The following is a 23,018-nucleotide window of genomic DNA, read 5'->3' on the forward strand; positions in this document are numbered from 1 at the left end:
CCAGGTCCAAGTACTTCCCACAACGACCTCAACAACAGCTGCTACCCACCCGCCAAACACAAGCAGCCCCAGAGCCGCTTAAGTTCCAGGCATTGGTCCAGTATGAGGACGTGGGGGCGGTACCACGATGCACCCGTCTGACCGCGAACTCGCCCGGCAACGTTCCGGGCCACACCACTAGTCCCGGAACCGGTCCGTCGCCGCCAGCAGCGCCGCCAGGATGCCGGGCTCGTCGTACGCGTGCCCGGCATCCGGCACCAGCACCAGTTCCGACTCGGGCCACGCCTTGTGCAGGTCCCAGGCCGACACCGCCGGAGTCGCGATGTCGTACCGTCCCTGCACGATCACGCCCGGGATGTCCTTGAGCCGCACCGCGTCCCGGATCAGCTGACCCTCCTCGAACCACCCGCGGTGCACGAAGTAGTGGTTCTCGATCCGCGCGAACGCCAGCGCGTACTCCGGCACGGCGAACTCCGCCACCAGCTCGGGCCGCGGCAGCAGCGTCACCGTCGCGCCTTCCCACGTGCTCCACGCGACGGCGGCGGGCCCGTGCACCTCGGGGTCCTCCGAGGCCAGCAGCTTCGCGTACAGCTCGACGGGATCGCCCGACAGACCGGCCAGCGGCTCCATGAACTTCTCCCACAGGTCGGGGAAGAGGTTCGCGGCCCCGCCGCGGTAGTACCAGTCCACTTCGGACGAGCGCAGCGTGAAGATGCCGCGCAGCACCAGCTCCGACACGCGCGAGGGATGTGTCTCGGCGTACGCCAGCGCCAGCGTCGAGCCCCAGGAGCCGCCGAAGACCTGCCAGCGGTCGATCCCCAGCGACGAGCGCAGCTTCTCCATGTCGGCCACGAGGTGCCAGGTCGTGTTCAGCGACAGGTCGCCGGACACGGACGCGTGCGGCACCGAACGTCCGCACCCGCGCTGGTCGAACAGGATGATCCGGTAGGCGGACGGGTCGAAGAGGCGCCGGTGCGACGGTGAACAGCCGCCGCCGGGACCGCCGTGCAGGAAGACCACGGGCTTGCCGGACGGGTTGCCGCACTCCTCCCAGTACACGAGGTTGCCGTCGCCGGTCTCCAGGTGGCCTGACGCGTGGGGCTCGATCTCCGGGTACATGGGCCTATCGTCGAACACATGGCGCAGTTCTCGAAGGAGACCTCCACCACGGGGGCGTTCGTCAGGCAGCCGAACCGCTTCACCGCACGGCCGGAGCCCGAGCCGGGCCGCTACCGGCTCGTGGTCAGCCTCGCCTGTCCGTGGGCGCACCGCGCGGTCATCGTCCGCAAGCTCCTCGGCCTCGAGGACGCCATCTCACTGGCGGTCGTCGACCCGATCCGCGACGAGAAGGGCTGGCGTTTCGCCGAAACGGACCCGGTCCTGGGCATCGACTACCTCAAGCAGGCCTACGACAACGCCGACCCGGACTACCAGGGCCGGGTCACCGTCCCCGCCCTGGTCGACACGGCCACGAAGAAGGTCGTCACCAACGACTACCCGCAGATCACCCTGGACTTCAGCCTCAAGTGGCGCCCGGAGAGCACGCTCTACCCGGAGCACCTGCGCGAGGAGATCGACGCCTGGATCGAGCCGATCTTCCACAACGTCAACAACGGGGTCTACAAGGCGGGTTTCGCCACGTCGCAGGAGGCGTACGAGCAGGCCTACACGAACCTGTTCGGCGAACTGGACCGCATCGAGGCCCACCTCGCCACCCGCACGTACCTGGTCGGCGAGCAGCTCACCGAGGCCGACATCAGGCTCTGGACCACGCTGGCCAGGTTCGACGCGGTCTACCACGGCCATTTCAAGTGCAACCGCACCAAGCTGACCGAGATGCCGAACCTGTGGGCGTACGCGAAACGCCTCTACGCCCAGTTCGGGGACACCGTGAACTGGGACCACATCAAGCGCCACTACTACGTGACGCACCACGACATCAATCCGAGCGGGATCGTGCCGGCGGGCCCAGACCCGGAGGTCTGGACCCGCTAGTGGCAAGCGATCAGTGGAAGGTGTGCTCGGGGCCGGGGAACTGCTGCCCGCGCACCTCGTTGGCGAACTCCGTCGCGGCGCCCAGCATGATGCTGCCGATGTCCGCGTAGCGCTTGACGAACCGGGGTGCCTTGCCGCGGTTCAGGCCCATCATGTCCTGCCACACCAGCACCTGGGCGTCGGTGTCCGGACCGGCACCGATGCCCACGGTCGGGATGACCAGGTCGTGCGTGATCTGCTTCGCGACCTCGGCGGTCACCATCTCCAGCACGACCGCGAACGCGCCCGCCTCCTGCACCGCGATCGCGTCCTGGAGCACCACGTCGTGGTTCTCGTGACGACCCTGCACGCGGTAGCCGCCGAGCTGGTGCTCGGACTGCGGGGTGAAGCCGATGTGCGCCATGACCGGGATGCCCGCGGCGGTGATCGCGCGGATGTGCGGTGCGAAGTAGGCGCCGCCCTCCAGCTTGACCGCGTGCGCCTGGCCTTCCTTCATGAACCGGACCGCCGTCGCCACGGCCTGCTCGACCGATACCTGGTAGGAGCCGAACGGCAGGTCAGCGACCACGAGAGAGCGCTTGACCGAACGCGTCACCGCGCGCACGAGCGGTACGAGCTCGTCCACGGTGACCGGCAGCGAGGTGTCGTTGCCGTAGACGGTGTTCGAGGCCGAGTCGCCGACCAGCAGGACGGGGATGCCGGCCTCATCGAAGATCGAGGCGGTGAAGGTGTCGTACGAGGTGAGCATGGGCCACGGCTCGCCGCGTTCCTTCATCTCACGCAGGTGGTGAACGCGAACCCGCTTGGCCGGGGGCTTCTGGCCCGCTCCGGAGCCGTAGGGCGCGGAAACTTCGGCAGTGGTCATCGTCGACCGTTCCTTTCCTCGAAGCCCACCTGAGTGGGTCCCCGGGCGCTTTGTGCACGGTTGCCGAGAACCAGAGTGGCACCGTTGGCGAGAAACGGAATGCAGATGCGGTTACCGTCACACGCCTGGCCCCTCGAATCACTCGCCGGGCAGCCCCTTGAGCGCCTCCCGGACGGCCATCACCACGGCGTCCGGCCGGTCCATCTGGATCATGTGACGACTGCCGGGAACAGGCACGTTGCGGCCCCACGGCACGAGGGCGGCCAACGAGCGGTGCTCCGGCCACACCTTCCGTCCGGCCGTGAGCACCAACCAGGGCACACGCGGTAACGGCCGGCGCTTCCGCAGCCGTTCGAGCGTCGCCACCTGACCGGGGTACGACGCGAGCTCCCACAGCACCGCCCGCCCGACACCGGGGCGGCGGTAGACGAGTTCGACCAGGTCAGAGGGCGCCGGATCGGTCACGCCGAGCGTCGAGACAGCGGTCAGCAGGTTGCGGAACGAGTGCCCGTACCGCTGGGTGATCCGGGCGCCGAGCCAGCGGCTGCCGATGGCCCGCACGCCCTGCGCGACCACCGCCGACACGTCGAACGGGGCTCCGGAGCCCGGCGTCTCGGCATCCGGGTCGAGCAGGACCACGCCGTCGACCCGGTGCGGCCGCAGCCGCGCGTAGGCCTCGACGTGCATCGACGCCATCGAGTGCCCGACCAGGACCGCCCGCGGCACCCCGCGCAGCACCGCGTCGAGCACCGCCACCTCCCGCGCCAGCGACGGCCCGCGCCGGGCGGGGCCGCTCAGCCCCAGTCCCGGCCGGTCGAACACGATCACCCTGGCGAACGGCGCCAGCAGCCGCACGGTCCGGTCCCAGTCGAACCACGCCCCGCCCAAGCCCGAGCTGAGCACGACGACAGGCCCATCGACACGCCCGGAGGCGGCGACATGCACCCTTCCGGCCGTAGACGGGATCATGACGGTCATCGGCTGACCTCGGGAGTGGTAGTGGCACCGGCGTGGAAGTGGAAGACCGCGGGCGCGATCGCGACGATCGTGCAGCTGGCCGGGGTGTTGTCGCTGCTCAGGGTGATTCTGCCGGAGGACGGCTGGTTCACCGACCTCGCCGACGGCATCGGGTACCTCTTCGGTCTGCCGATCGACGGCAACCTGTTCATCGCCATGGTGTTCTTCGTGCTCGGGGCCGCCCTGCGCAGGCACAAGCGGGCGGCGCTGTGGACGCTGCTGCTGTTCCAGGTTCTCGGCCTGCTGCTGGTCGGTTCCATCATGGTCATCCTGGCCCTGGCACCTGAAGAAGTCCTGGACGCGGGCGAGGAACCGCACTGGGTGTTCCTCGGTGTGGGCGCCACGACCTCGGTGCTGTTCGTGGCGCTGCTGTTCGTGGTGCGCGAGGCGTTCCCCGCCCGGCTGGCCCGCGGCGCGTGGCGGCGGGCGCTCGCGTCGTTCGTGCTGGGCATGATCGCGCTGATCGCGGTCGGCTGGGGCCTCACCGAGGTCTTCCCCGGCAACCTGGTCGCGCAGACCGACAAGCTCGCGTGGGCGGCCAACCAGGCGACGGGCGAGGTGGTCCGGCTCGGCCGGCTCGACATCCCCGAGGGCCCGCAGTGGCTGAGCGTGGTGCTGAGCCTGTTCGGCGTGCTGGTCGCGATCCGGGCGATGTACCTGTTCTTCCGCGGTGTCCGCAGCCAGAGCATGATCACCGGTGACCAGGAGCTCGACGTGCGCCGGTTGCTGGCGGCCGACGGCGAGCCCGACTCCCTGGGGTACTTCGCGACCAGGCGCGACAAGAGCGTGGTGTTCGCGACGTCCGGCCGGGCGGCCCTGACGTACCGGGTGATCGGCGGCGTGACGCTGGCCTCCGCCGACCCGATCGGCGACGAGGAGCACTGGCCGGAGGCCGTGCGGGCGTGGCTGTCCGAGGCGCGCACGTACGGCTGGACGCCGGGCGTGCTCGGCGCGTCCGAACGGGGCGCGCAGGTCTACGCCGGTGCCGGGCTCAAGGCGCTGGAGATCGGCGACGAGGCGATCCTGGACGTCCGCCGGTTCGTCCTCGCCGGTCCGGAACGGCGCGGGCTGCGCCAGGCGGTGTCCCGCGTCGAACGCGCCGGGTACACCACCCGCGTCCGCCGGCACAGCGAGATCGCGCCGGACGAGATGGCGTCCATCCTGGACCTCGCCGAGGCCTGGCGCGGCGCCGAGACCGAGCGGGGCTTCTCGATGGCGCTGGGGCGCCTGGGAGATCCGAGCGACGGCCGGTGCGTGATGGTGGAGGCCTACGACGCGTCAGGTGCGTTGCGCGGCCTGCTGTCGTTCGTGCCGTGGGGCCGCCGGGGCGTGTCGCTCGACCTGATGCGCCGCGACCGTGCCGCGGAGAACGGCCTCAACGAGTACATGGTCGCCCAGCTCGCGGCCGCCGCCGGACACCTCGGCGTGCAACGGATCTCGCTGAACTTCGCGATGTTCCGCGCGGTGTTCGAGGAGGGCGAGAAGATCGGCGCCGGTCCGGTGCTGCGGGCCTGGCGGCGGGTGCTGTCGCTCGCGTCGCGGTTCTTCCAGCTGGAGTCGCTGTACCGGTCGAACGCCAAGTACCTGCCGGAGTGGGAGCCGAGGTTCCTCTGCTACCAGCGGTCCCGGTCTTTGCCGCGGGTCAGCATCGCCGCCGGTGTCGCCGAGGGGTTCGTGCCGTCGCTGCGATCCCTGCGCAAGCGGGCGTTGCAGAAGACGGACGTCAGCGACGAGTTCGCGGCGCGCGTGGCCGAGATCGACGCGATCCGGGTCGAACCGAAGTCCGTGCGCAGGCCGGAGCAGGTCCGGGTGCGGATCGCGAAGGTCGAACGGCTGGTCGCGCAGGGCGTCGACCCGTATCCGGTCGGGTTCGCGCGCACCGATCTCCTCGCCGGGGCACGCGAGCGCTTCGGCGAGGAGGTCTCGGTCACCGGACGCGTGGTGGCGTTGCGGGAGATGGGCAAGCTCTGCTTCGCGCGGGTGCGGGACTTCAGCGGCGAGATCCAGCTGATGCTGACCATCGACGCGCTGGGTGAGGCCCTCGCGTCGTGGAAGTCGGACGTCGACCTCGGTGACCACGTCGGCGTCACGGGCAAGGTGGTCAAGTCCGACCACGGCGAGATCTCGGTGCTGGCGTCGTCGTGGACGATGACCGCGAAGTGCCTGCACCCGTTGCCGGACAAGCGGAAGGGCTTCACCGACCCGGAGGCGCGCGTCCGCCAGCGCTACCTCGACCTCGTGGTGAACCAGGACTCGGCGCACCTGCTGAAGCTGCGCAGCGACGTCATCCGCAGCGTGCGCGAGTTCCTGCACTCCCAGGAGTACCTCGAAGTCGAGACGCCGATGCTGCAGGCGGTGCACGGCGGGGCGAACGCACGGCCGTTCGTCACCCACATCAACGCCTACGACATGCGGATGTACCTGCGGATCGCACCGGAGCTGTACCTGAAAAGGCTCTGCGTCGCGGGTGTGGACCGGGTGTTCGAGCTGAACCGCAACTTCCGCAACGAGGGCGCGGACGCCACCCACAACCCCGAGTTCACGATGCTGGAGGCCTACCAGTCCTATGCGGACTACCGGGTCATGCTCGACCTGGTGCGCACGCTGATCCAGCACGCGGCACGCGAGGCGTTCGGTTCCGAGGTCGCGCACCGGCCGGACGGCACGTTCGACCTGTCGGGGGAGTGGCCGGTGATTCCGGTCTACACGGCCGTTTCCGGCGCCCTGAACGCGTCGATCACCCCGGACACGTCCGTCCCGGAGCTGCGGTCACTGCTGTCCGCACGCGGCGTGGAGATCAACGAGGACTGGGACCACGGCCAGCTCGTGCAGGAGGCCTACGACTCGTTCGTGGAGGCCTCGACCGTAGGCCCGACCTTCTACGTCGACTTCCCGACGTCGGTGTCGCCGCTGACCCGCCAGCACCGCCTCGACCCGCGCCTGGCCGAGCGGTGGGACCTGGTGGCGTTCGGCGCGGAGATCGGCACGGCCTACTCGGAGCTGACCGACCCGCTGGAACAGCGGCGACGACTGGAGGCGCAGTCGCTGAAGGCTGCCTCCGGTGACGTCGAGGCGATGGAACTGGACGAGGACTTCCTGCGGGCACTGGAGCACGGCATGCCGCCGACCGGCGGGCTCGGCATGGGCGTCGACCGGTTGCTGATGATGCTGACCGGCACGTCGATCCGGCAGACCGTGCTCTTCCCGTTCGTCCGCCCTCAGTAGCACCTGATCTGGTCACCCTTTGTGATCAAGTGTGACGCGGCTATCAAACTGTGCGAAAATCGCACCATGGTGGAAGCGCGGGAGTGGAGCCAGGTGGGCGAGCGGGTGCGTGATGCCCGAATCGGCGCCGGGCTCTCTCAGGCCGAACTCGGTGCGGCGCTGTCGCTCGACCGCACCATGATCGCGAAGATCGAAGCCGGCACGCGCAAGGTGGACGCACTGGAGCTGACCAGGCTCGCCACCACACTCGCTGTTCCGCTGGACTACTTCCTCCATCGCGCTCCAGCGGTGTTGTCGCGGCGTGCGGAACTGAGCGAGGACACCGCAACAGACGCGGGTCGGCAGGCTTATCGCCTCGAAGCGCAGCTGGAAGCTTGGGCGCGGGACGTTCGCCAGTTGCTGGACCTCAAAACGCTCATGGCGGGCAGGATCTATCGGTCCGAGGGTGCGGCAGACGAAGGCGCGGCACGGATCGAGTCTTCTCGTTTCAGGTCGCATTTCGGCCTTGCGCTCGACCCGATCCCCACCCTGATGGATGTCTGCGAGCGTGCGGGGCAGTTCGTGCTTGTCGCTGATCTCCCGGGAGACGGCGCATCGATGGTGGTCGACGACGAACTGGCCGTGGCGGTGGTCAGCCGTTCGGGAGATCCAGGTCGACGCAGGGCGACGGCGGCACACGAACTCGGGCACATGGTGCTCGGCGACGCGTACTCCAACGACATCGGAGTTCACGCTTCCCAGCGTGACCGAGAGTCGGTGGTCGATGCGTTCGCGGCTGAGCTTCTGCTTCCCTCGGAGGTCGTGGCGAAGGTGAACGGGCGGGACGAACTGGTCGAACTCGCTGCCCTCTACCGCACGTCATGGTCGCTGGCGACTCGCCAAGCAGTGCACGTCGGCGTGATCAGCACCGATGAGGCGCACGTCTGGAGTCAGCAAAGGCCCACCAGGGCGGAGCTGATGAACGCAATCGGGTGGGCGCCTCAGCCCGATCTCGAAGCGACCAGGGTGCCGCGCAAGTACGCCACCGCGGTGATGGAAGCACTGATGCGCAACATGGTGACACCGTCGCGTGCGGTTGAACTCATGCATGGCCAGCTCGTCGAGAGCGATCTCCCGCTGGTCCCTGATGACGAAGTCGCGCCATGACGCGGATCGAACCGCTAGTTCTGGACACGATGTGTCTGTCGCATTTCGCCTTGATCGAGCGGCTGGATGTTCTCGGTGAGTTGCTGAGCGGCGGGGAATGCTGGACGACGGCGATCGTCAAGGGCGAACTCGGTCGTGGTGTTGAAGACCACCCGTTGCTGCGCAACGCACTTGACCTGCCATGGCTTCACGTTGCCGCACTGGATGAGTTGACCGAGATCCAGCTCTTCGCGAAGTGGTCGCGGTTGATCGGTACGTCCGAACGCGACCATGGAGAAGCAAGCGTTTTCGCGGTCAGCGAGCTACTCGACGGTATCGCGCTCACTGACGACCAGAAGGCGACCAAGGTTGCTCGTGCCAGCGGTCTGAAAGTGCACGGCACGATCTGGTTGCTCGCTCGGCTGTGCCGCGACGGCAAGATCACCGAGGCTGGTGCGGGCAATCTCATCGACATGCTGCGTGAAAGCGGCATGAGATTGCCCTGCACAGGAGCGCAGTTCGGCTCATTCGCGACAAAGCACGGCTTGTTCGTCCGCCCTCAGTGATCCAGGTACGCGAGCACGGCCTGGACGCGCCGGTCCCCTGAGCCGTCCTCGCTGTTGAGGCCGAGCTTCAGGAAGACGTTGCCGATGTGCTTGTGCACGGCTCCCGCGCTGAGGACGAGCTTCTCGCCGATGGCGGCGTTCGACAGACCTTCCGCCATCAGCCCGAGGACCTCGCGCTCCCGCGGTGACAGCACACCGAGCGCGTCGTCCGCCTTGCGCCGCACGAGCAGCTGCGACACCACCTCGGGGTCGAGCGCCGTGCCGCCGTTGGCGACGCGGTGCAGCGAGTCGAGGAAGTCCGCGACCTTGCCGACGCGTTCCTTGAGCAGGTAGCCGACGCCGCCACGACCCGAGCCGGCGAGCAGTTCGTGCGCGTAGCTCTGCTCGACCCACGCGGACAGGACCAGCACGGCCAGCTTCGGGTGCCGGCGGCGTGCCTCCACCGCGGCCCGCAGGCCCTCGTCGGTGAACGTCGGCGGCATCCGCACGTCGACCACGGCGATGTCCGGCTCGTGCTCGGAGACGGCCAGGAGGAAGTCGGCCGGGTTGTCCGCGGCCGCCGCGACCTCCAGCCCTTCGTTGCGCAGCAACAACGTCAGCCCCTCGCGGAGCAGCGCGTCGTCTTCGGCGATCACGATGCGCATGGGTCACCTCCCCGTCGGCAGCACGACGGTGAGCACGGTGGGCCCGCCCTCGGGACTGCTCAGTTCCGCGTTGCCGTCCAACGCCGCCACCCTGCCGCGAATGCCTTCCAAGCCCGTCCCCTGCTTATCGTCCGCGCCACCCTTGCCGTCGTCGTGCACGACCACGGTGAGCTGGTCCTCGTTGATGCCCAGGCTGACCCACGCGTGCCGGGCGCCGCTGTGCTTGGCCACGTTGGTGAGAGCCTCGGCCACCGCGAAGTACGCCGCCGCCTCCACCGCCGCGGGCAACCGCCCGAGGTGGTCGGCCTGCAGCACGCACGGCACCGGGCAACGCGCCGCCAGCGCCTGGATCGCCCCGTCCAGTCCCAGATCATCCAGCACCGGCGGGTGGATGCTGCGCACGACGTTGCGGAGCTCTTCGAGCGCGTCGCCCGCCGCGTCCTGTGCGCGCAGCAGCGCCTGCAACGCGTTGTCCGGGTTCTGCTTGAGCGTCCGTTCCGCGATGCCGAGCATCATGACCACGCCGACCAGCTTGTTCTGCGTCCCGTCGTGCAGGTTCCGCTCGATGCGCCGCAACTCGGCCCCGTGCGCCTGCAACGCCGCCGCCCTGGTCGCCACGACCTCGGCCAGCCGCTTCTCCAGCGACGCCTTCGGCGGTGCCAGCAACTTGCGCGCCCACTTCGCGTCCAGCTCGGCCAGCCGCGGCACCTGCGTCAGGACCAGCATCAGCCCGATCGCGATCGGCACGCTCAGCGCCGCCTTCGCCCACGAGTCGACGCGCAGGCCGAACGAGTTCTCCATCGGCACCACCCACCAGAGCGACGCCGCCACCGGCTGCTGCACCAGCGCGCCGAAGATGCTGATGGCGATCGCCCCGAAGAGCGTGCCGAACAGGGCGTGCAGGACCACCCACATCCCGTCCCGGCGGCTGTCCGGATCGGCCAGCACCCGCTGCGCCCGGTGCAGCCACGGCCCGTCGAGCGGAGGCGGCGACGGAATCTGGACGCCGGCGAAGCGCGCCAGGCGCAGACGGTCGAAGTCCACGATCCGCCGGATCCATGGCGCGGTGATCGGCAGCAACGGCAGCACGACCAAGGACAGCAGCAGCACACCGATGGCGAGCCACGCCGCGATGGCCGTCAGCAGACCGGTCGCCAGGTAGGCGAGCGCCGCCCAGATCCGTTTCATGGGAGCGAACGTAGCGTTCTGAACAGGTCCGGCGCGGTAGAGCAGGCTCCACTCCCGTGGATCACCTCAGTGACCGGGTGCGTGGCGATGCTCAGCCTTCGCGCCACCCGTTCGTGATCGGCAGTCGCCGGTCGCGCCCGAACGCCTTGTTGGAGATCTTGGTGCCCGGCGGGTACTGACGGCGCTTGTATTCGGCCTTGTCGACCATCCGTAGCACCCGGTCCACGAGAGCCGGCTCGTGGCCGGCGGCCAGCAGGTCGTCGTACCCGCGGTCGCAGTGGACGTAGTCGTCCAGCAGGCGGTCGAGGACCTCGTAGTCCGGCAGCGAGTCGGTGTCGACCTGGCCGGGCCGCAGTTCGGCCGACGGCGGCTTGGAGATCGAGTTCTCCGGGATGGGCGGGGTCTCGCCGCGCTTCTCGGCCTCGGCGTTGCGCCACCGGGCGAGGTCCCAGACCAGGGTCTTCAGCACGTCCTTGATCGGGGCGTAGCCGCCGACCGCGTCGCCGTAGATGGTCGAGTAGCCGACCGCGAGCTCGGACTTGTTGCCCGTCGCGAGCACCAGGTGGCCGTGCTGGTTCGACAGCGCCATCAGCAGCATGCCGCGGCACCGGGCCTGGATGTTCTCCTCGGCCAGGCCGGTCAGCTTCAGCTGCGAGACGTACGTCGACACCATCTCGCCGATCGGCTCGGTGGTGAAGTGCAGGCCGGTGCGCTGGGCCATGTCGGAGGCGTCCGAACGCGAGTGCTCGGATGAATAGGAGGACGGCATCGAGACGCCGTAGACCGCGTCGGCGCCGAGGGCGTCCACGGCCAGAGAAGCCACCACGGCCGAGTCGATGCCACCGGACAGACCCAGCACCACGGTCCGGAAGCCGTTCTTGTGCACGTAGTCGCGCAGACCGGTCACCAGCGCGTGCCACACCTCGGCCTCATCGGCCAGCGGTTCGAACACACGGGGCGCGGGCAACGGCTCGTACGCCGGGATCGCGTCGGAGAGGAACACACGGCGCACGTAGAAGTCGCCGATCTGGCCCTGCTCGTACTCGCGGCCGCCCTGCACGTCGAAGTCGACGAACATCAGGTGCTCGACGAACTGCGGTGCCCGCCCGACCAGCTGGCCGTCGGCGGAGACGACGAGCGAGTCGCCGTCGAACACCAGCTCGTCCTGGCCGCCGACCAGGTTGCAGTAGGCGAGGGGGGCGTGGGCTTCGGCGGCACGGCGCGCGACCAGGGGCAGCCGCTGGTCGTCCTTGTTGCGCTCGTACGGCGAGGCGTTGGGCGAGACCACGAGGTCGACGCCGGCATCACCGAGTGCGGTGATCGGGCCGCCGTCCTGCCACAGGTCCTCGCAGATCACCATGCCGACCTCGACACCGTTGATCCGCACGATGTCCAGCGACGACCCCGGCTTGAAGTAGCGGCGCTCGTCGAACACGCCGTAGTTCGGCAGGTGGTGCTTGCACTGCCGCGCGACGACACGCCCGCCGTGCAGCACGGCGACGGCGTTGCGCGGGCCGACCGAGTCGTGCTCCAGGTAGCCGACGACCGCGGCGACGTCGCCGAGGCCCGAGGCCTCCAGCGAGCCGGCCAGCGCCTCCAGCGCCTCCGCGGACGCCCGCGCGAACGACGTGCGGATCGCCAGGTCCTCGACCGGGTAACCGGTCAGCACCATCTCGGGGAACACGGCGACGTGCGCACCGCCCTCACGGGCCTTGCGCGTCCACTCCACGACCAGCGACGCGTTGCCCTGGAGATCACCAACAGTGGCGTTGACCTGGGCCAGCGCGATCCGAAGCTGCGGCATGCCCTCATCATCTCCCATACCATCGGGCTGTGGTCCGTCTCTTGAGCGTGTTGCTCGTCATTCCGCTGCTCGCGTCCTGCACGTCGATCATCGAAGGGACCGCCAAACCTGGCGTGACCTTCGAAAAGGTCGGTCCGGCGGGCGTCGTTCCGGCCGGCTTGGAGGAGTTCTACGGCCAGCAGCTGGCCTGGGAGAACTGCGAGCCGTACGCCACGACCGGGTCGAGTCGCGACGCGTACGGCAAGAGGCGCGACGTCGAGTGCACACGTCTGAGGGTTCCCCTCGACTACAGCAAGCCAACCGGCGACACGATCACCATCGGCGTGCTCCGGTACAAGGCCACCGGGCAGAAGATCGGCTCGTTGCTGACCAACCCCGGCGGCCCCGGCGCCTCCGGCATGGCGTCGGCCGCGGGCATGGTCCCGGCCTACCGCAAGACCGAGCTCGCGGCGAAGTTCGACCTCATCGGATTCGACCCGAGGGGCATCGGAGCGAGCGAGCCGGCGGTCAGCTGCCTCACCGGACCGGAGCGCGACGCGGAGCGTTTGGACCTCGACACGGACACAAGTCCGGCCGGAATCGCCCAAACGGAGCAAGAGAACAAGGCGTATGCCGAGAAGTGTGCGGCCGGTACAAAATTCGGGGCATCAATGCTCGCCAATTTGGGCACGCGGGACGTAGTTAAGGACATGGATGTCCTCCGCTCTGCGCTCGGCGACGCGAAGCTGAGCTACGTCGGGTACTCGTACGGCACCCGCATAGGCACTGAATACGCCGAGACCTTCCCCCAGAACGTGCGCGCGCTCATCCTCGACGGTGCCGTCGACCCGACCCAGGACCAGCTCGCGTCGCTGGTCGCACAGGCGGCCGGCTTCCAGAAGGCCTTCGACGAGTTCGTGAAGTGGTGCCGAGAGAAGAAGGAGTGCCCGCTGGGTGCTGACGCCAACCTGAGCTTCCGGCAGCTGACCACACCGTTGATCCAGAAGCCGGTCGACGTCGGTGACCGCAAGCTGTCCTACAACGACGCCATCACCGCGGCGATCCAGGCGATGTACTCCGAACAGCTCTGGCCGCTGCTGCTCAACGGCCTCCAGGAGCTGAAGAGCGGCAAGGGCGGCACGATGCTGCGCCTCGCCGACGCGTACTTCGACCGCGACGAACAGGGCCAGTACTCGACCATCACGGATGCGTTCAACGCGGTGCACTGCGTTGACGACGCACGGCTGACGGACAAGAACGCGCTGCTCGAGACCCAGAAGAAGTACAAGGAGGCGGCACCGTTCCTCGACGACGGCAACCCGGCCGGCGCGGCCCTCGACTCGTGCGCGTTCTGGCCGGCCCCGGTCACCGCGCGCACGGGCCCGCCCAAGGCCGAAGGCATCCCGCCGCTGCTGGTCATCTCCACGACCGGTGACCCGGCCACGCCCTATGAGGCGGGCGTGAACCTGGCCAAAGCGCTCAACTCGCGGCTGCTCACCTACGAAGGCGTCCAGCACACGGTCTTCCTGCAGGGCGACCAGTGCGTCGACAACGCGGGCGTGAAGTACCTGATCGACCAGACTTTGCCCGCTGACGGAACCCGGTGCGCCTAATGACGAAGAGGCGATCCCGAGTCACAGCCGCCTTGTTCGCCTTGATCGTTCTGCTCGGCACGTCCACGTCCTACGCGCGCATCGACGGCTCACCCGTCGCCGCGCGCAAGGGCCTGGCGCGCTTCTACGAGCAGACGCTGGCGTGGGGTGCGTGCCAGCCCTACGCGACCGACGCGAAGAGCAAGGGCCTGTACGAGCGCGAGGGCATCCAATGCGCCCGGCTGTACGTTCCGCTCAACTACGAGAACCCGGACGCGGGGACGATCACGGTCGGACTGCTGCGCCGCCCCGCCGCGGAGAAGGACCGGAGGGTCGGTTCCCTGGTGGTGAACCCAGGCGGTCCGGGCGGTTCGGGCATGGCGCACGTGGCGAACATGCAGCCCGGCAACCCGGTCGGCAAGCGGTTCGACGTGGTGGGCTTCGACCCGCGTGGCGTGGGGGCGAGCCAGCCCCGCGTCCAGTGCCTGACCGACGCCGAACGCGACGCGCAACGGCTGCGGCCCAAGGGCGAGAGCGCGAACCAGACCGAGCAGGAGAACAAGTTCTTCGTCGACCGCTGTGCCGAACGCAGCGGCATCGACCTGCTGCGCAACGTCGGCACCCGTGACGTCGTACGCGACGTCGACGTGCTGCGCGGCGCGTTGCGGGAGAGCAAGCTGACCTACCTCGGTTACTCCTACGGCACGCGCATCGGCACGTTGTACGCCGAGATGTTCCCTCGCAACGTGCGCGCGATGGTGCTCGACGGCGCGGTGGAGACCAACAGCGACAAGGTGGCCGCGTCGGCCCGTCAGGCGCAGGGCTTCGAGGAGTCGTTCCAGCGGTTCGCGGGCTGGTGCGCGCAACGCGACTGTCCCATCGGAAGGGACACGAGCGCGGCGGAGTCCAAGTTCCGGCAGATGATCGAGCCGCTCAAGAAGGCCCCGCTGCAGGTCGGCGACCGCAAGCTGTCCCACTCGGACGCGAACACCGCCATCATCCAGGCGATGTACACGGACCGGCTGTGGGAGACCGCGCTGAAGGGTCTCCAGGAGTTGCGGCAGAACAAGGGCAACACCTTGCTGCAGCTCGCCGACCAGTACCTCGGCCGCGCCCAGGACGGCACCTACAGCCGCATCCAGGACGCGTTCGTGGCCATCCGCTGCGTCGACGAACCGCCGATCAAGGACCGGGCCACCCTGGAGTCCAACCGTCGGAGGCTGTTGGAACTGCTGGGCAACGACACGATCCCCACCGACGAGACCGCGCTCGGCCCGTGCGCCTTCTGGCCGGCCCCGCACACGTCGGAACCGCATCCGCCCAACGTGAACGGGCTGCCGCAGGTGCTGGTGGTGTCGACGACCGGTGACCCGGCGACGCCCTACCAGTCCGGCGTAGACCTCGCGCAGGCACTGGGTGCGCGTTTGCTGACGTACAACGGAAACCAGCACACGGCGTTCCTCGCGGGCATCAACTGCGTGGACGGCGTGGGCACGAACTACCTGGTGGACTTGAGACTGCCCGAAACGGACGCGGTCTGCTGAGCCTTACCGGGCAGGAAGACCGACCCCAGCGCTCCAAGTGCGCAGATCACCGCCGTGATCAGGAAGATCTCGTGGTACTCGGTGAGCAGCGCCTCGGTGAGCCCGCGCTGGTACTCGGCCATCCGCCGCTGGAACTCAGCGGGTTCGACGCCGAACGGCAGCGGTGTGTTCAGGCCTGCCGTGAGCTCGCGGAACCGGTGGAGTCCCCACGCGGACAACGCCGCCACACCGACGAGCATGCCCGTCATGCGCGCGACGACGACGAACGCCGACGCCACGCCGTGCCGGACGGGCGGCACGACACGCAGCACAGCACCGGACAACGGCGCGATGACCAGGCCCAGCCCGAAACCGGCGATGGCCAGGTCACGCGTGAGCACGAGCCCACTGACGTCAGCGGGCCACTGCGCGATGAACACGTACGACACCGATGCCATCGCGAGCCCGCCGAAGGACACCCAGCGGTCGCCGATCCGTGACGCGAGGAACCCGCCCAGGACGGCGCCGACCGGCAACGCGACCAGGAACCGGGTGAGCAGCGTCGCCGCGGACGCCGAGTCGCGCCGCAGCACGGTCTGCGCGAACAACTCGACGTCGACCAGCGTCACCATCAACGCGGCACCGGCGGCCAGCGACACCCCGAGCACGGCCCAGAACGGCCGCCACTGCACGCCATCGGGGTCGATGAGCCGCACGGCACTACGGCGTTCCCACAAGAAGAAGCCGACCAGCACGACGAACGCCGCGATCAGCGTCGGCCAGCCCCAGGAAGGCAGCACGGCCTCGGCGGGCGTCGGGTTGTAGAGCGCCACGACGAGCAACGACAACGCCGCTGCCAGCAACACCCCGCCCACGACGTCGATGCGCACCTCGCGCCGTGTGTTCGGCACGGTCCGCTGCACGACCACCATCGCGATGATCGCCAACGGGATGTTCACCCAGAAAATCCACCGCCAGCTCTGCGGCTCCCACGCCTCGAACAACGGCCACGCGTTGAACAGCGAGGCCACCGCGATGCCGTACAGCGTGCCGAGGACAGACCCGAGCTCCTGAGCAGCACCGACGGTTCCGAGAGCGGCCGACCGCCGTTGCTCCTCCCACAGGTCCGCCACCAGCGCCATCGTCACCGGCAGCAACGCGCCACCGGCCAGGCCCTGCACGACACGCCCGGCCACGAGCAACGGCACATCGGCGGCCAGAGCCGTGATCACCGAGCCCACCAGGAACCCGAGCAGCGAGACCTGCAGCACGAACCGCCGCCCGAGCCGGTCCGACAGCTGCCCGAGCAACGGCATGCCCGCCACGTACCCGAGCAGGTACCCGGTGACGATCGGCGTCGCCTGCTCCAGCTCGTTCACCGCGATGCCCAGGTCACGCACCATGTCGGTCAGGACACCGACGACGACGTACGCGTCGAGCGCCCCCAGCAGCACGGCCGCGCCGGACGCGGCGAGAGCGACCTTTCGCATTACGCAGGTGCCGTGACCGTGACGGGCTTGTCGAAGTCCGCGAGGCCGATGTCGACCTTCTGACCACCGGGAAGCTCGAACAGCGCGCTCTTGAGCTTGTTGTCCTTGTCGATCGAGAACGTCGCCTTCACGTCCGCGGAGATGCCCGGCACCAGCCCGGCCGCCACGTCCTTCGGCACCGTCGCCTCGACCACCGACACGTCACCGGACGACTTGGTCTTCGCGTCCTTCGAGCTGGCCAGGACCTTCGCGACGCCCTTGTCCGGGTTCAGGATCGCCGAGGGGTCGTACACCTGCCCCGCGAACGCCGCCGGCAGCTTGGTGAACCCGCCGGTCGGGCCCTTGAAATGCAGGTTTCCGCCGGTCAGGACGTATTCGATCGACAGCAGCTGCCCGCCGAACGTCACCTTCGCGGTGCCCTTCGAGTCCCCGGCCGAGGTGAGGTCGCCGTCGGCCTCCTTCACCGGCACGTCCGGCAGCTCACCGTCGACCTTGATGGTGAAGTGGACGCTCTTGACCGAGCGCATCGACTCCGCCGATTTCGAGAGCAAGGTCGCACCATCGGGGAGATCTCCCCCGGACGTGCAGCTCGTGAGCAGGGCGAGTGCGCAAACCAACAACCAACGTGCCGACATGCGTTGATCGTAGAGACTCGGTAGCCCTTAAGCTGCCGCATATGGACCGCCAGCAGGAGTTCGTGCTCCGCACGCTAGAGGAACGCGACATCCGGTTCGTCCGGCTCTGGTTCACGGACGTCCTGGGCTTCTTGAAGTCCGTGGCGGTCGCACCGGCCGAACTCGAAGGTGCCTTCAGCGAGGGCATCGGGTTCGACGGCTCGGCGATCGAGGGCTTCGCCCGCGTCTACGAGTCGGACATGGTCGCGAAGCCGGACCCCGGCACGTTCCAGGTGCTGCCGTGGCAGACGCCGGAGGGCACCAACTACTCCGCGCGCATGTTCTGCGACATCACCATGCCGGACGGCTCCCCGTCGTGGGCCGACCCGCGCCACGTGCTGCGCCGCACGCTGTCGAAGGCCAGCGAGGCCGGGTTCACCTGCTACGTCCACCCCGAGATCGAGTTCTTCCTGCTCAAGGACCTGCCCGGCGACGGCAGCGAGCCGATCCCCGCCGACAACGGCGGGTTCTTCGACCAGACCTCGCACGAGACCGCCACGCACTTCCGCCGCCACGCCATCGAGGCGCTGGAGGCCATGGGCATCTCCGTCGAGTTCAGCCACCACGAGGGCGCGCCCGGCCAGCAGGAGATCGACCTGCGCTACGCCGACGCCCTGACCATGGCGGACAACGTCATGACGTTCCGCTACGTGGTGAAGGAGGTCGCGATCACGCAGCGCGTGCGCGCCTCGTTCATGCCCAAGCCGTTCTCCGACCAGCCGGGGTCGGGCATGCACACGCACTTCTCGCTGTTCGAGGGCGACCGCAACGCGTTCTACGACGAGGAAGACCCGTACCAGCTATCCGACATCGGCAAGCAGTTCGTCGCGGGCATCCTCAAGCACGCGCGCGAGATCTCCGGCGTCACGAACCAGTGGGTGAACTCGTACAAGCGCCTGATCGTCGGCGGTGAAGCCCCCACGGCCGTGTGCTGGGGTCACGCGAACCGCTCCGCACTGGTCCGCGTGCCGATGTACTCGCCCGGCAAGTCGTCCTCGCGCCGCGTCGAGGTCCGGACGCTGGACTCCGCGTGCAACCCGTACCTGGCGTACTCGGTGATCCTGGCCGCCGGCCTGCGGGGCATCGAGAAGGGCTACGAACTGCCGCCGCCCGCCGAGGACGACGTGTGGTCGCTGACGGACCGCGAACGGCGCGCGGCGGGGTACGCGAACCTGCCGCAGAACCTGGGCGAGGCGCTCACCGAGATGGAGAACTCGGAGCTGCTCCCCGAGGCCCTGGGCGAGCACGTCTACGACTTCTTCCTGCGCAACAAGAGGACGGAGTGGGACGCGTACCGTCGTAGCGTCACCCCGTACGAGTTGCGCACACTTCTCCCCATGCTGTGAGGCAGATACGTGCTCTCCGTGACTGAGGTACCCGAGTTCCAGCCGACGATCTGCGCCTGCACCGTCGCCACGGCGGCGGAGCTGCCCGCGGTCAAGGTCCTGTCCAGCTCGTTCCTCGCGGAGCACCCCGAGGGCCGGTTCGTCGCGCTGGTCGTCGACGCGCAGCCGGAGCACGCGGGGCCGGGCCTGATGACGCCGGTGGACATCGGCATCCCCGAGGCCGAGCTGCACGTCCTCGCGACGTCGCTGGACGCCGCCGGCCTGAAGGCCGCGATGATGCCGCGGCTGCTGGAGGCGTTGCTGCCGCAGGGCATGCCCGTGCTGTACCTCGACCCGTGGGTGCGAGTGTTCGGGTCGCTCACGAAGGTCGTGCTGGAGGCGTTGCGCACCGCACCGGTCGTGATGCTGCCGCGCACGTTGCGGCCGTTGGCGTCCGACGGCCTGCAGCCCGGTCCCGCCGACCTGCACGACCAGGGTGCCTTCGACCCCGGGTTCATCGCCGTCGGACCGGGCTCCGAGCCTTACCTGACCTCTTTGGACATGCCCGCGATCGTGCCGCACCACGTCGTGCGCGACGCACGGATCGGTGTGTCCGTGTGGAACGTCGCGGACCGGCCGTTGCACCGCACGGAGTCCGGTTCGCTGGCCGTGGTCGGCCAGGACCTGCTGACCGTGCACTTCCGCGGGTTCGACCCACGCCGGCCCTGGTTGCTGTCCGCCGATTTCGCCGAACGTCCCCGTGTGCTGCTCTCGGAACACGCGGAGGTCGCCGAGCTCTGCCAGGCCTATCGCGCCGAACTGGTGCGGAACGGCTGGTCCGTGGCGCCCGTGCCGTACCGGTTCGACTCCCTGATCGACGGGACGCAGATCCCGTCCGAGCTGCGCGCCGACTACCGGGCCTCCGAGCCGACGCCGCCGCCGGCGTTCGGTGAGGACGGTGGCGGCGGGTTCCTCATGTGGGCGTGCGAGCAGACCGAGGCCGGTGGCACGCGCTGGGCCGACGCCGTGTGGCGTGCGGACACCTCGCTGCAACAGCAGTTCCCGGCGCCCTTCGGCGCGGACGCGGACGCCTGGCGCGAGTGGTGTGCCGGAGTCGGTGTCGCCTCCGGGCGGTTGCCCGCGCCCGCCGTGCCGCAGCCCCGCTCGGAGGGTCCGGCGCTGCTCGACCAGCTCGGCGTGTCCGTCATCGGCTCGGGGCCGCTGGCGGAACGGATGCTCGCCGCCGCGCGTGCGTCCGGGCTGCCGGTGTCGGCCGCCGCCGGATATCCCGTCGTGGTGCGCGCCTCCTCTTCGGACGAGGTGCCCTCCGGACGGTTCGTCGTCGATGTCGCGCTGGACGCCACGGCTGCGGACGACCGCACGGGCGTGAACGAGCTGTGGCTCTCCTGTGAGGTGTCGCGTGCCGCCGCCGAACGCATCGGCGGCCCCATCGTGCGTGTGGTGCCCGTACCCGTGCCCGACGTCGGTGCGCGTGACCACGAGTCCGGCGAAGTGGTGGTGTTCGCGGCGATCGCGGACCACGAACTCGACAGGCCCGGCAACGTGCTCGGTGCCGTGTCCGCCTTCCTGACCGCGTTCCCGGACCGGACGGACGTCGAGCTCAAGATCGCGGTGTCCGGTGCCCTCGAACACCCGGAGGCGGCCGAGCGACTGCGCCTGGCCACGTCCTCAGATCCGCGGATCTCGCTGGTGGACGACCTGGACGTGGCCGCGACCGCGGACGCCGTGGTGTCGCTGCACCGCGGCGGTGCGGACGACCGGATCGCGTTGCGCCTGGCAGAGCTCGCCGTGCGGGGAGTCCCCGTCGTCGCGTCGGACCACGGCGCCGTTGCCGAGTTGTTCGGCAAGACGGCCGTTCTCGTGCCGTGTCACCAAGGCGCCGAACCGGACGTGCAGGCCGCCGCGAAGCTGCTGCGTTCATTGGCCGATGACCTGCCCACGGCCGCGGCGCTCGGTGCGGCCGGACGCCAGCACGTGCTGTCCGTGCGGTCGGTCGCACGAGTCGCCGAAGTCCTCCGTGAACGCGTCGAGCACGCGTACCGCGGATGGCGGGCGCGCCGGCCGAAGCAGAAGACCGAAGTCGACCCGATGCTCGCGCTGCAGTCGGCCAAGCACGCTTTACTGCGCCAACCGACCGTGGACGGCCCTCACCGGACGCCGATGGCACCCGCGCTGCGCAAGGTCGTGCTGCGCGCGTTGGACCACTACGACAACCACATGCGCCAGGTGCTGCACACCCTGATCGACGGGGTCGAGCGCACGGTGTCCGAGCTGGTCAACCGGCAGGACGCCCTGAAGGCCGGCGTCGGTGCCGGTGAACTGGAACTTCTCCGCGCCGAGATCGAGCAGGTCGCACAACGGCAGTCGCACTTCGTCGACCAGTTGGTCGGCGTCGACGACGGCGTTGTGCGCGTGCGCGCGGACATGGCGAGTCAGGGCCGCCGGCAGCGCGACGTCGAGGACGCGGTCGTCGCCGAGGCGGCCAAGCGCGCGAAGTCGGACGAGGTGCTCGCCGAGCGGATCGACAAGCTGACCGTCGCCCTCGATCGCACGCTGGACCGGATCGACACCCTGGAGTCCAAGGTCGTCGAGGTATTCCGCGAGCGCGACACGCGCCTGGACGCCGCACTTCGCACCGCTCACCAGGCACAACAGACCGCGGACGCGTTGCGGCGCGTGGTCGTCCGGCAGCACGAGAACGCCGGTGACGCGCCTGCCGTGCGTTCGTCATTGGTGTTGTGCGACGCGGGCATGATGCGGCTGCCCTCCGACGACGCGTTCATGCTTCCGCTGTTGTCGTCCAACGGTGTGTGGGAACCGGAGCTCGCGGAGCTGCTCGACTCCGTGCTGGAGCCGGACGGGATCTTCCTCGACGTCGGCGCGTACGTCGGCTACCACTCGATCCGGGTGTTGTCGCGGCTCGGGCTGATGGGCGCCGTTGTCGCCGTGGAGCCGGATGCCTCCGCAGCCGCTCTGCTGAGGCACAACGTCTCGGCGAACCTGCCCGCCGCCGTCGCCGAGCGGATGACCGTGGTCGAGGGCGCGGCCTGGGAGAGCGCGGGGGAGTTGGCGGTGTCGCCGACGCTGACCGGTGGTGTGTCCGTGTCGCCGCTGGCCGCCGATGCACCCGCCGAGGTCCCGCGCGTGAAGGCGGTCCGCCTGGACAAGGCGCTCGACGAGATCGCCTTGGTGCAGGGCATGAAGCTTTCCGTCGTAAAGGTGGACACGCCTGGACGCGGACATCGCGCTCTCGCGGGACTGGTCCGGTTGTTGCGTCGCGACAGGCCGCACGTGTTCCTCGAGTTCTCCGCGACCGCGATGGCGGACTTCGGTGACGATCCGGTGACGGTGCTCAAGGAGTTCGGCGTCTGGGGCTACGACCTGGTGCCGGTGGCGACCCGTCAGCCCGCCGCGCCGGACCAGATCGTGCGGGCGATGGAGGGCCTTCGTTCCATCACCTTGTGGCTGCGACCGCGTCCCGTCGGGGCCAAGCCGGCTGCTCCTGCACCGTCAGTGCCGATCAAGCAGCCCGCTGACCAGGCGATTTGACATCGATCGTCTCCGTGAGTAACTTTCTCCAGGTCGCAAGCGAGACCACGGAACGAGCGGTTGACACCGCGGACCGGGCCGAGTAGAGTTTCACGGCGTCAAACCCCCAGAAGTAAATGAACGGCCTAACGTGCTGTCCGGGATCTGAAAATGACCCCGATTTGACACCGGGAAAGCCACTCGGATAACTTCTGAACCAAGCAAAAAACTGAATGCGAAGCGAGTTTGCGCCGCACCGAAGAAGCCGAAACGGCCGATTTGACAAAGCGAAAACGAACGAGCTAAGCTTTCAACACAAGCCCCGAGAGAAAGTCTCCGGAAACGGAGATTGGAACCGGTGAGCGCGTGTTCTTTGAGAACTCAACAGCGTGCCGAAACACAGCCAGTAATATATGAATTACCTCCTCGTCGAGGTAGTTCCTTTGAGGCAAGACTA

16 protein-coding genes are annotated in these 23,018 nt (G+C 68.8%); 8 read left to right on the forward strand and 8 right to left on the reverse strand.

The features are described 5' to 3' along the window. Positions 1 to 177 precede the first annotated feature (177 nt). On the reverse strand, positions 178 to 1,119 hold the full coding sequence (gene pip, locus AB0M48_RS45280; protein WP_363855506.1) for a prolyl aminopeptidase: 942 nt from the start codon (positions 1,117 to 1,119) through the stop codon (positions 178 to 180). 18 nt (positions 1,120 to 1,137) lie between these two features. Here pip and AB0M48_RS45285 point away from each other — a divergent pair, with 18 nt between their 5' ends. Then, positions 1,138 to 1,995, forward strand: coding sequence for a glutathione S-transferase C-terminal domain-containing protein (locus AB0M48_RS45285; protein ID WP_363855509.1), 858 nt, complete (start codon positions 1,138 to 1,140; stop codon positions 1,993 to 1,995). A gap of 10 nt (positions 1,996 to 2,005) precedes the next feature. Here the strand turns inward: AB0M48_RS45285 and panB are convergent, their stop codons facing one another. Together panB and AB0M48_RS45295 are read right to left on the reverse strand one after the other, a co-directional pair. After that, positions 2,006 to 2,860, reverse strand: a complete 855-nt coding sequence (gene panB / locus AB0M48_RS45290) for a 3-methyl-2-oxobutanoate hydroxymethyltransferase (protein WP_363855512.1) — start codon at positions 2,858 to 2,860, stop codon at positions 2,006 to 2,008. Between the two features lie 138 nt (positions 2,861 to 2,998). Next, entirely contained in the window at positions 2,999 to 3,838 is an 840-nt protein-coding gene (locus AB0M48_RS45295) for an alpha/beta hydrolase (RefSeq protein WP_363855515.1), read from the reverse strand. Between AB0M48_RS45295 and lysX the strand changes: the two genes are divergently transcribed. Genes lysX through AB0M48_RS45310 form a run of 3 tightly spaced genes read left to right on the forward strand, consistent with a single transcriptional unit; the run spans position 3,800 to position 8,793 of the window. Continuing rightward, positions 3,800 to 7,102, forward strand: coding sequence for a bifunctional lysylphosphatidylglycerol synthetase/lysine--tRNA ligase LysX (gene lysX / locus AB0M48_RS45300; RefSeq protein WP_363855518.1), 3,303 nt, complete (start codon positions 3,800 to 3,802; stop codon positions 7,100 to 7,102). The genes AB0M48_RS45295 and lysX overlap by 39 nt on opposite strands. 21 nt (positions 7,103 to 7,123) lie before the next feature. Continuing rightward, positions 7,124 to 8,248, forward strand: a complete 1,125-nt coding sequence (locus AB0M48_RS45305) for an XRE family transcriptional regulator (RefSeq protein ID WP_363855521.1) — start codon at positions 7,124 to 7,126, stop codon at positions 8,246 to 8,248. Continuing rightward, on the forward strand, positions 8,245 to 8,793 hold the full coding sequence (locus tag AB0M48_RS45310) for a hypothetical protein (protein WP_363855524.1): 549 nt from the start codon (positions 8,245 to 8,247) through the stop codon (positions 8,791 to 8,793). The genes AB0M48_RS45305 and AB0M48_RS45310 overlap by 4 nt, the downstream gene beginning before the upstream one ends. On the opposite strand, the gene AB0M48_RS45315 is transcribed toward AB0M48_RS45310, so the two are convergent. From AB0M48_RS45315 to AB0M48_RS45325, 3 genes are all read right to left on the reverse strand, one after another. Continuing rightward, positions 8,787 to 9,437: a response regulator transcription factor gene (locus AB0M48_RS45315; protein ID WP_363855527.1), complete on the reverse strand. Its 651-nt coding sequence runs from the start codon at positions 9,435 to 9,437 to the stop codon at positions 8,787 to 8,789. The two genes, AB0M48_RS45310 and AB0M48_RS45315, sit on opposite strands and share 7 nt — an antisense overlap. A gap of 3 nt (positions 9,438 to 9,440) precedes the next feature. Next, the gene (locus AB0M48_RS45320) at positions 9,441 to 10,625 is read right to left on the reverse strand and encodes a sensor domain-containing protein (RefSeq protein WP_363855530.1); all 1,185 of its coding nucleotides are present in this window, start codon (positions 10,623 to 10,625) and stop codon (positions 9,441 to 9,443) included. A gap of 91 nt (positions 10,626 to 10,716) precedes the next feature. Next, the gene (locus tag AB0M48_RS45325; RefSeq protein ID WP_363855533.1) at positions 10,717 to 12,429 is read right to left on the reverse strand and encodes an NAD+ synthase; all 1,713 of its coding nucleotides are present in this window, start codon (positions 12,427 to 12,429) and stop codon (positions 10,717 to 10,719) included. A gap of 29 nt (positions 12,430 to 12,458) precedes the next feature. Between AB0M48_RS45325 and AB0M48_RS45330 the strand changes: the two genes are divergently transcribed. Beyond that, positions 12,459 to 14,021 carry an alpha/beta hydrolase gene (locus AB0M48_RS45330; RefSeq protein WP_363855536.1) on the forward strand — a complete coding sequence of 521 codons (1,563 nt, stop codon included), beginning with the start codon at positions 12,459 to 12,461 and terminating at the stop codon, positions 14,019 to 14,021. Positions 14,022 to 14,062: 41 nt separating this feature from the next. Continuing rightward, the gene (locus AB0M48_RS45335) at positions 14,063 to 15,544 is read left to right on the forward strand and encodes an alpha/beta hydrolase (protein ID WP_363855539.1); all 1,482 of its coding nucleotides are present in this window, start codon (positions 14,063 to 14,065) and stop codon (positions 15,542 to 15,544) included. Here AB0M48_RS45335 and AB0M48_RS45340 read toward each other — a convergent pair. Together AB0M48_RS45340 and AB0M48_RS45345 are read right to left on the reverse strand one after the other, a co-directional pair. Then, positions 15,499 to 17,013, reverse strand: coding sequence for an MFS transporter (locus AB0M48_RS45340; protein WP_363855542.1), 1,515 nt, complete (start codon positions 17,011 to 17,013; stop codon positions 15,499 to 15,501). The two genes, AB0M48_RS45335 and AB0M48_RS45340, sit on opposite strands and share 46 nt — an antisense overlap. Continuing rightward, positions 17,013 to 17,564, reverse strand: a complete 552-nt coding sequence (locus AB0M48_RS45345; RefSeq protein ID WP_363855545.1) for an LppX_LprAFG lipoprotein — start codon at positions 17,562 to 17,564, stop codon at positions 17,013 to 17,015. Before AB0M48_RS45345 ends, AB0M48_RS45340 begins: the two co-directional genes overlap by 1 nt. Before the next feature lie 125 nt (positions 17,565 to 17,689). Between AB0M48_RS45345 and AB0M48_RS45350 the strand changes: the two genes are divergently transcribed. After that, positions 17,690 to 19,033 (forward strand): glutamine synthetase family protein, encoded by a 1,344-nt coding sequence (locus AB0M48_RS45350; protein ID WP_363855548.1) that lies wholly within the window; start codon positions 17,690 to 17,692, stop codon positions 19,031 to 19,033. Positions 19,034 to 19,051: 18 nt separating this feature from the next. Next, a complete protein-coding gene (locus AB0M48_RS45355) occupies positions 19,052 to 22,582 on the forward strand; it encodes an FkbM family methyltransferase (RefSeq protein WP_363855551.1) in 3,531 nt (1,176 codons plus the stop codon). Positions 22,583 to 23,018 lie beyond the last annotated feature (436 nt).

Origin of the sequence: Lentzea sp. NPDC051208 (genome assembly GCF_040682435.1) — a bacterium.
Taxonomy (GTDB): domain Bacteria; phylum Actinomycetota; class Actinomycetes; order Mycobacteriales; family Pseudonocardiaceae; genus Lentzea; species Lentzea kristufekii.

Coding starts and splice junctions, on each gene's coding strand:
- pip (WP_363855506.1), bottom strand. CDS start 1,119: ATGTACCCGGAGATCGAGCCCCACGCGTCAGGCCACCTGGAGACCGGC.
- AB0M48_RS45285 (WP_363855509.1), top strand. CDS start 1,138: ATGGCGCAGTTCTCGAAGGAGACCTCCACCACGGGGGCGTTCGTCAGG.
- panB (WP_363855512.1), bottom strand. CDS start 2,860: ATGACCACTGCCGAAGTTTCCGCGCCCTACGGCTCCGGAGCGGGCCAG.
- lysX (WP_363855518.1), top strand. CDS start 3,800: ATGCACCCTTCCGGCCGTAGACGGGATCATGACGGTCATCGGCTGACC.
- AB0M48_RS45295 (WP_363855515.1), bottom strand. CDS start 3,838: ATGACCGTCATGATCCCGTCTACGGCCGGAAGGGTGCATGTCGCCGCC.
- AB0M48_RS45310 (WP_363855524.1), top strand. CDS start 8,245: ATGACGCGGATCGAACCGCTAGTTCTGGACACGATGTGTCTGTCGCAT.
- AB0M48_RS45315 (WP_363855527.1), bottom strand. CDS start 9,437: ATGCGCATCGTGATCGCCGAAGACGACGCGCTGCTCCGCGAGGGGCTG.
- AB0M48_RS45320 (WP_363855530.1), bottom strand. CDS start 10,625: ATGAAACGGATCTGGGCGGCGCTCGCCTACCTGGCGACCGGTCTGCTG.
- AB0M48_RS45325 (WP_363855533.1), bottom strand. CDS start 12,429: ATGCCGCAGCTTCGGATCGCGCTGGCCCAGGTCAACGCCACTGTTGGT.
- AB0M48_RS45340 (WP_363855542.1), bottom strand. CDS start 17,013: ATGCGAAAGGTCGCTCTCGCCGCGTCCGGCGCGGCCGTGCTGCTGGGG.
- AB0M48_RS45350 (WP_363855548.1), top strand. CDS start 17,690: ATGGACCGCCAGCAGGAGTTCGTGCTCCGCACGCTAGAGGAACGCGAC.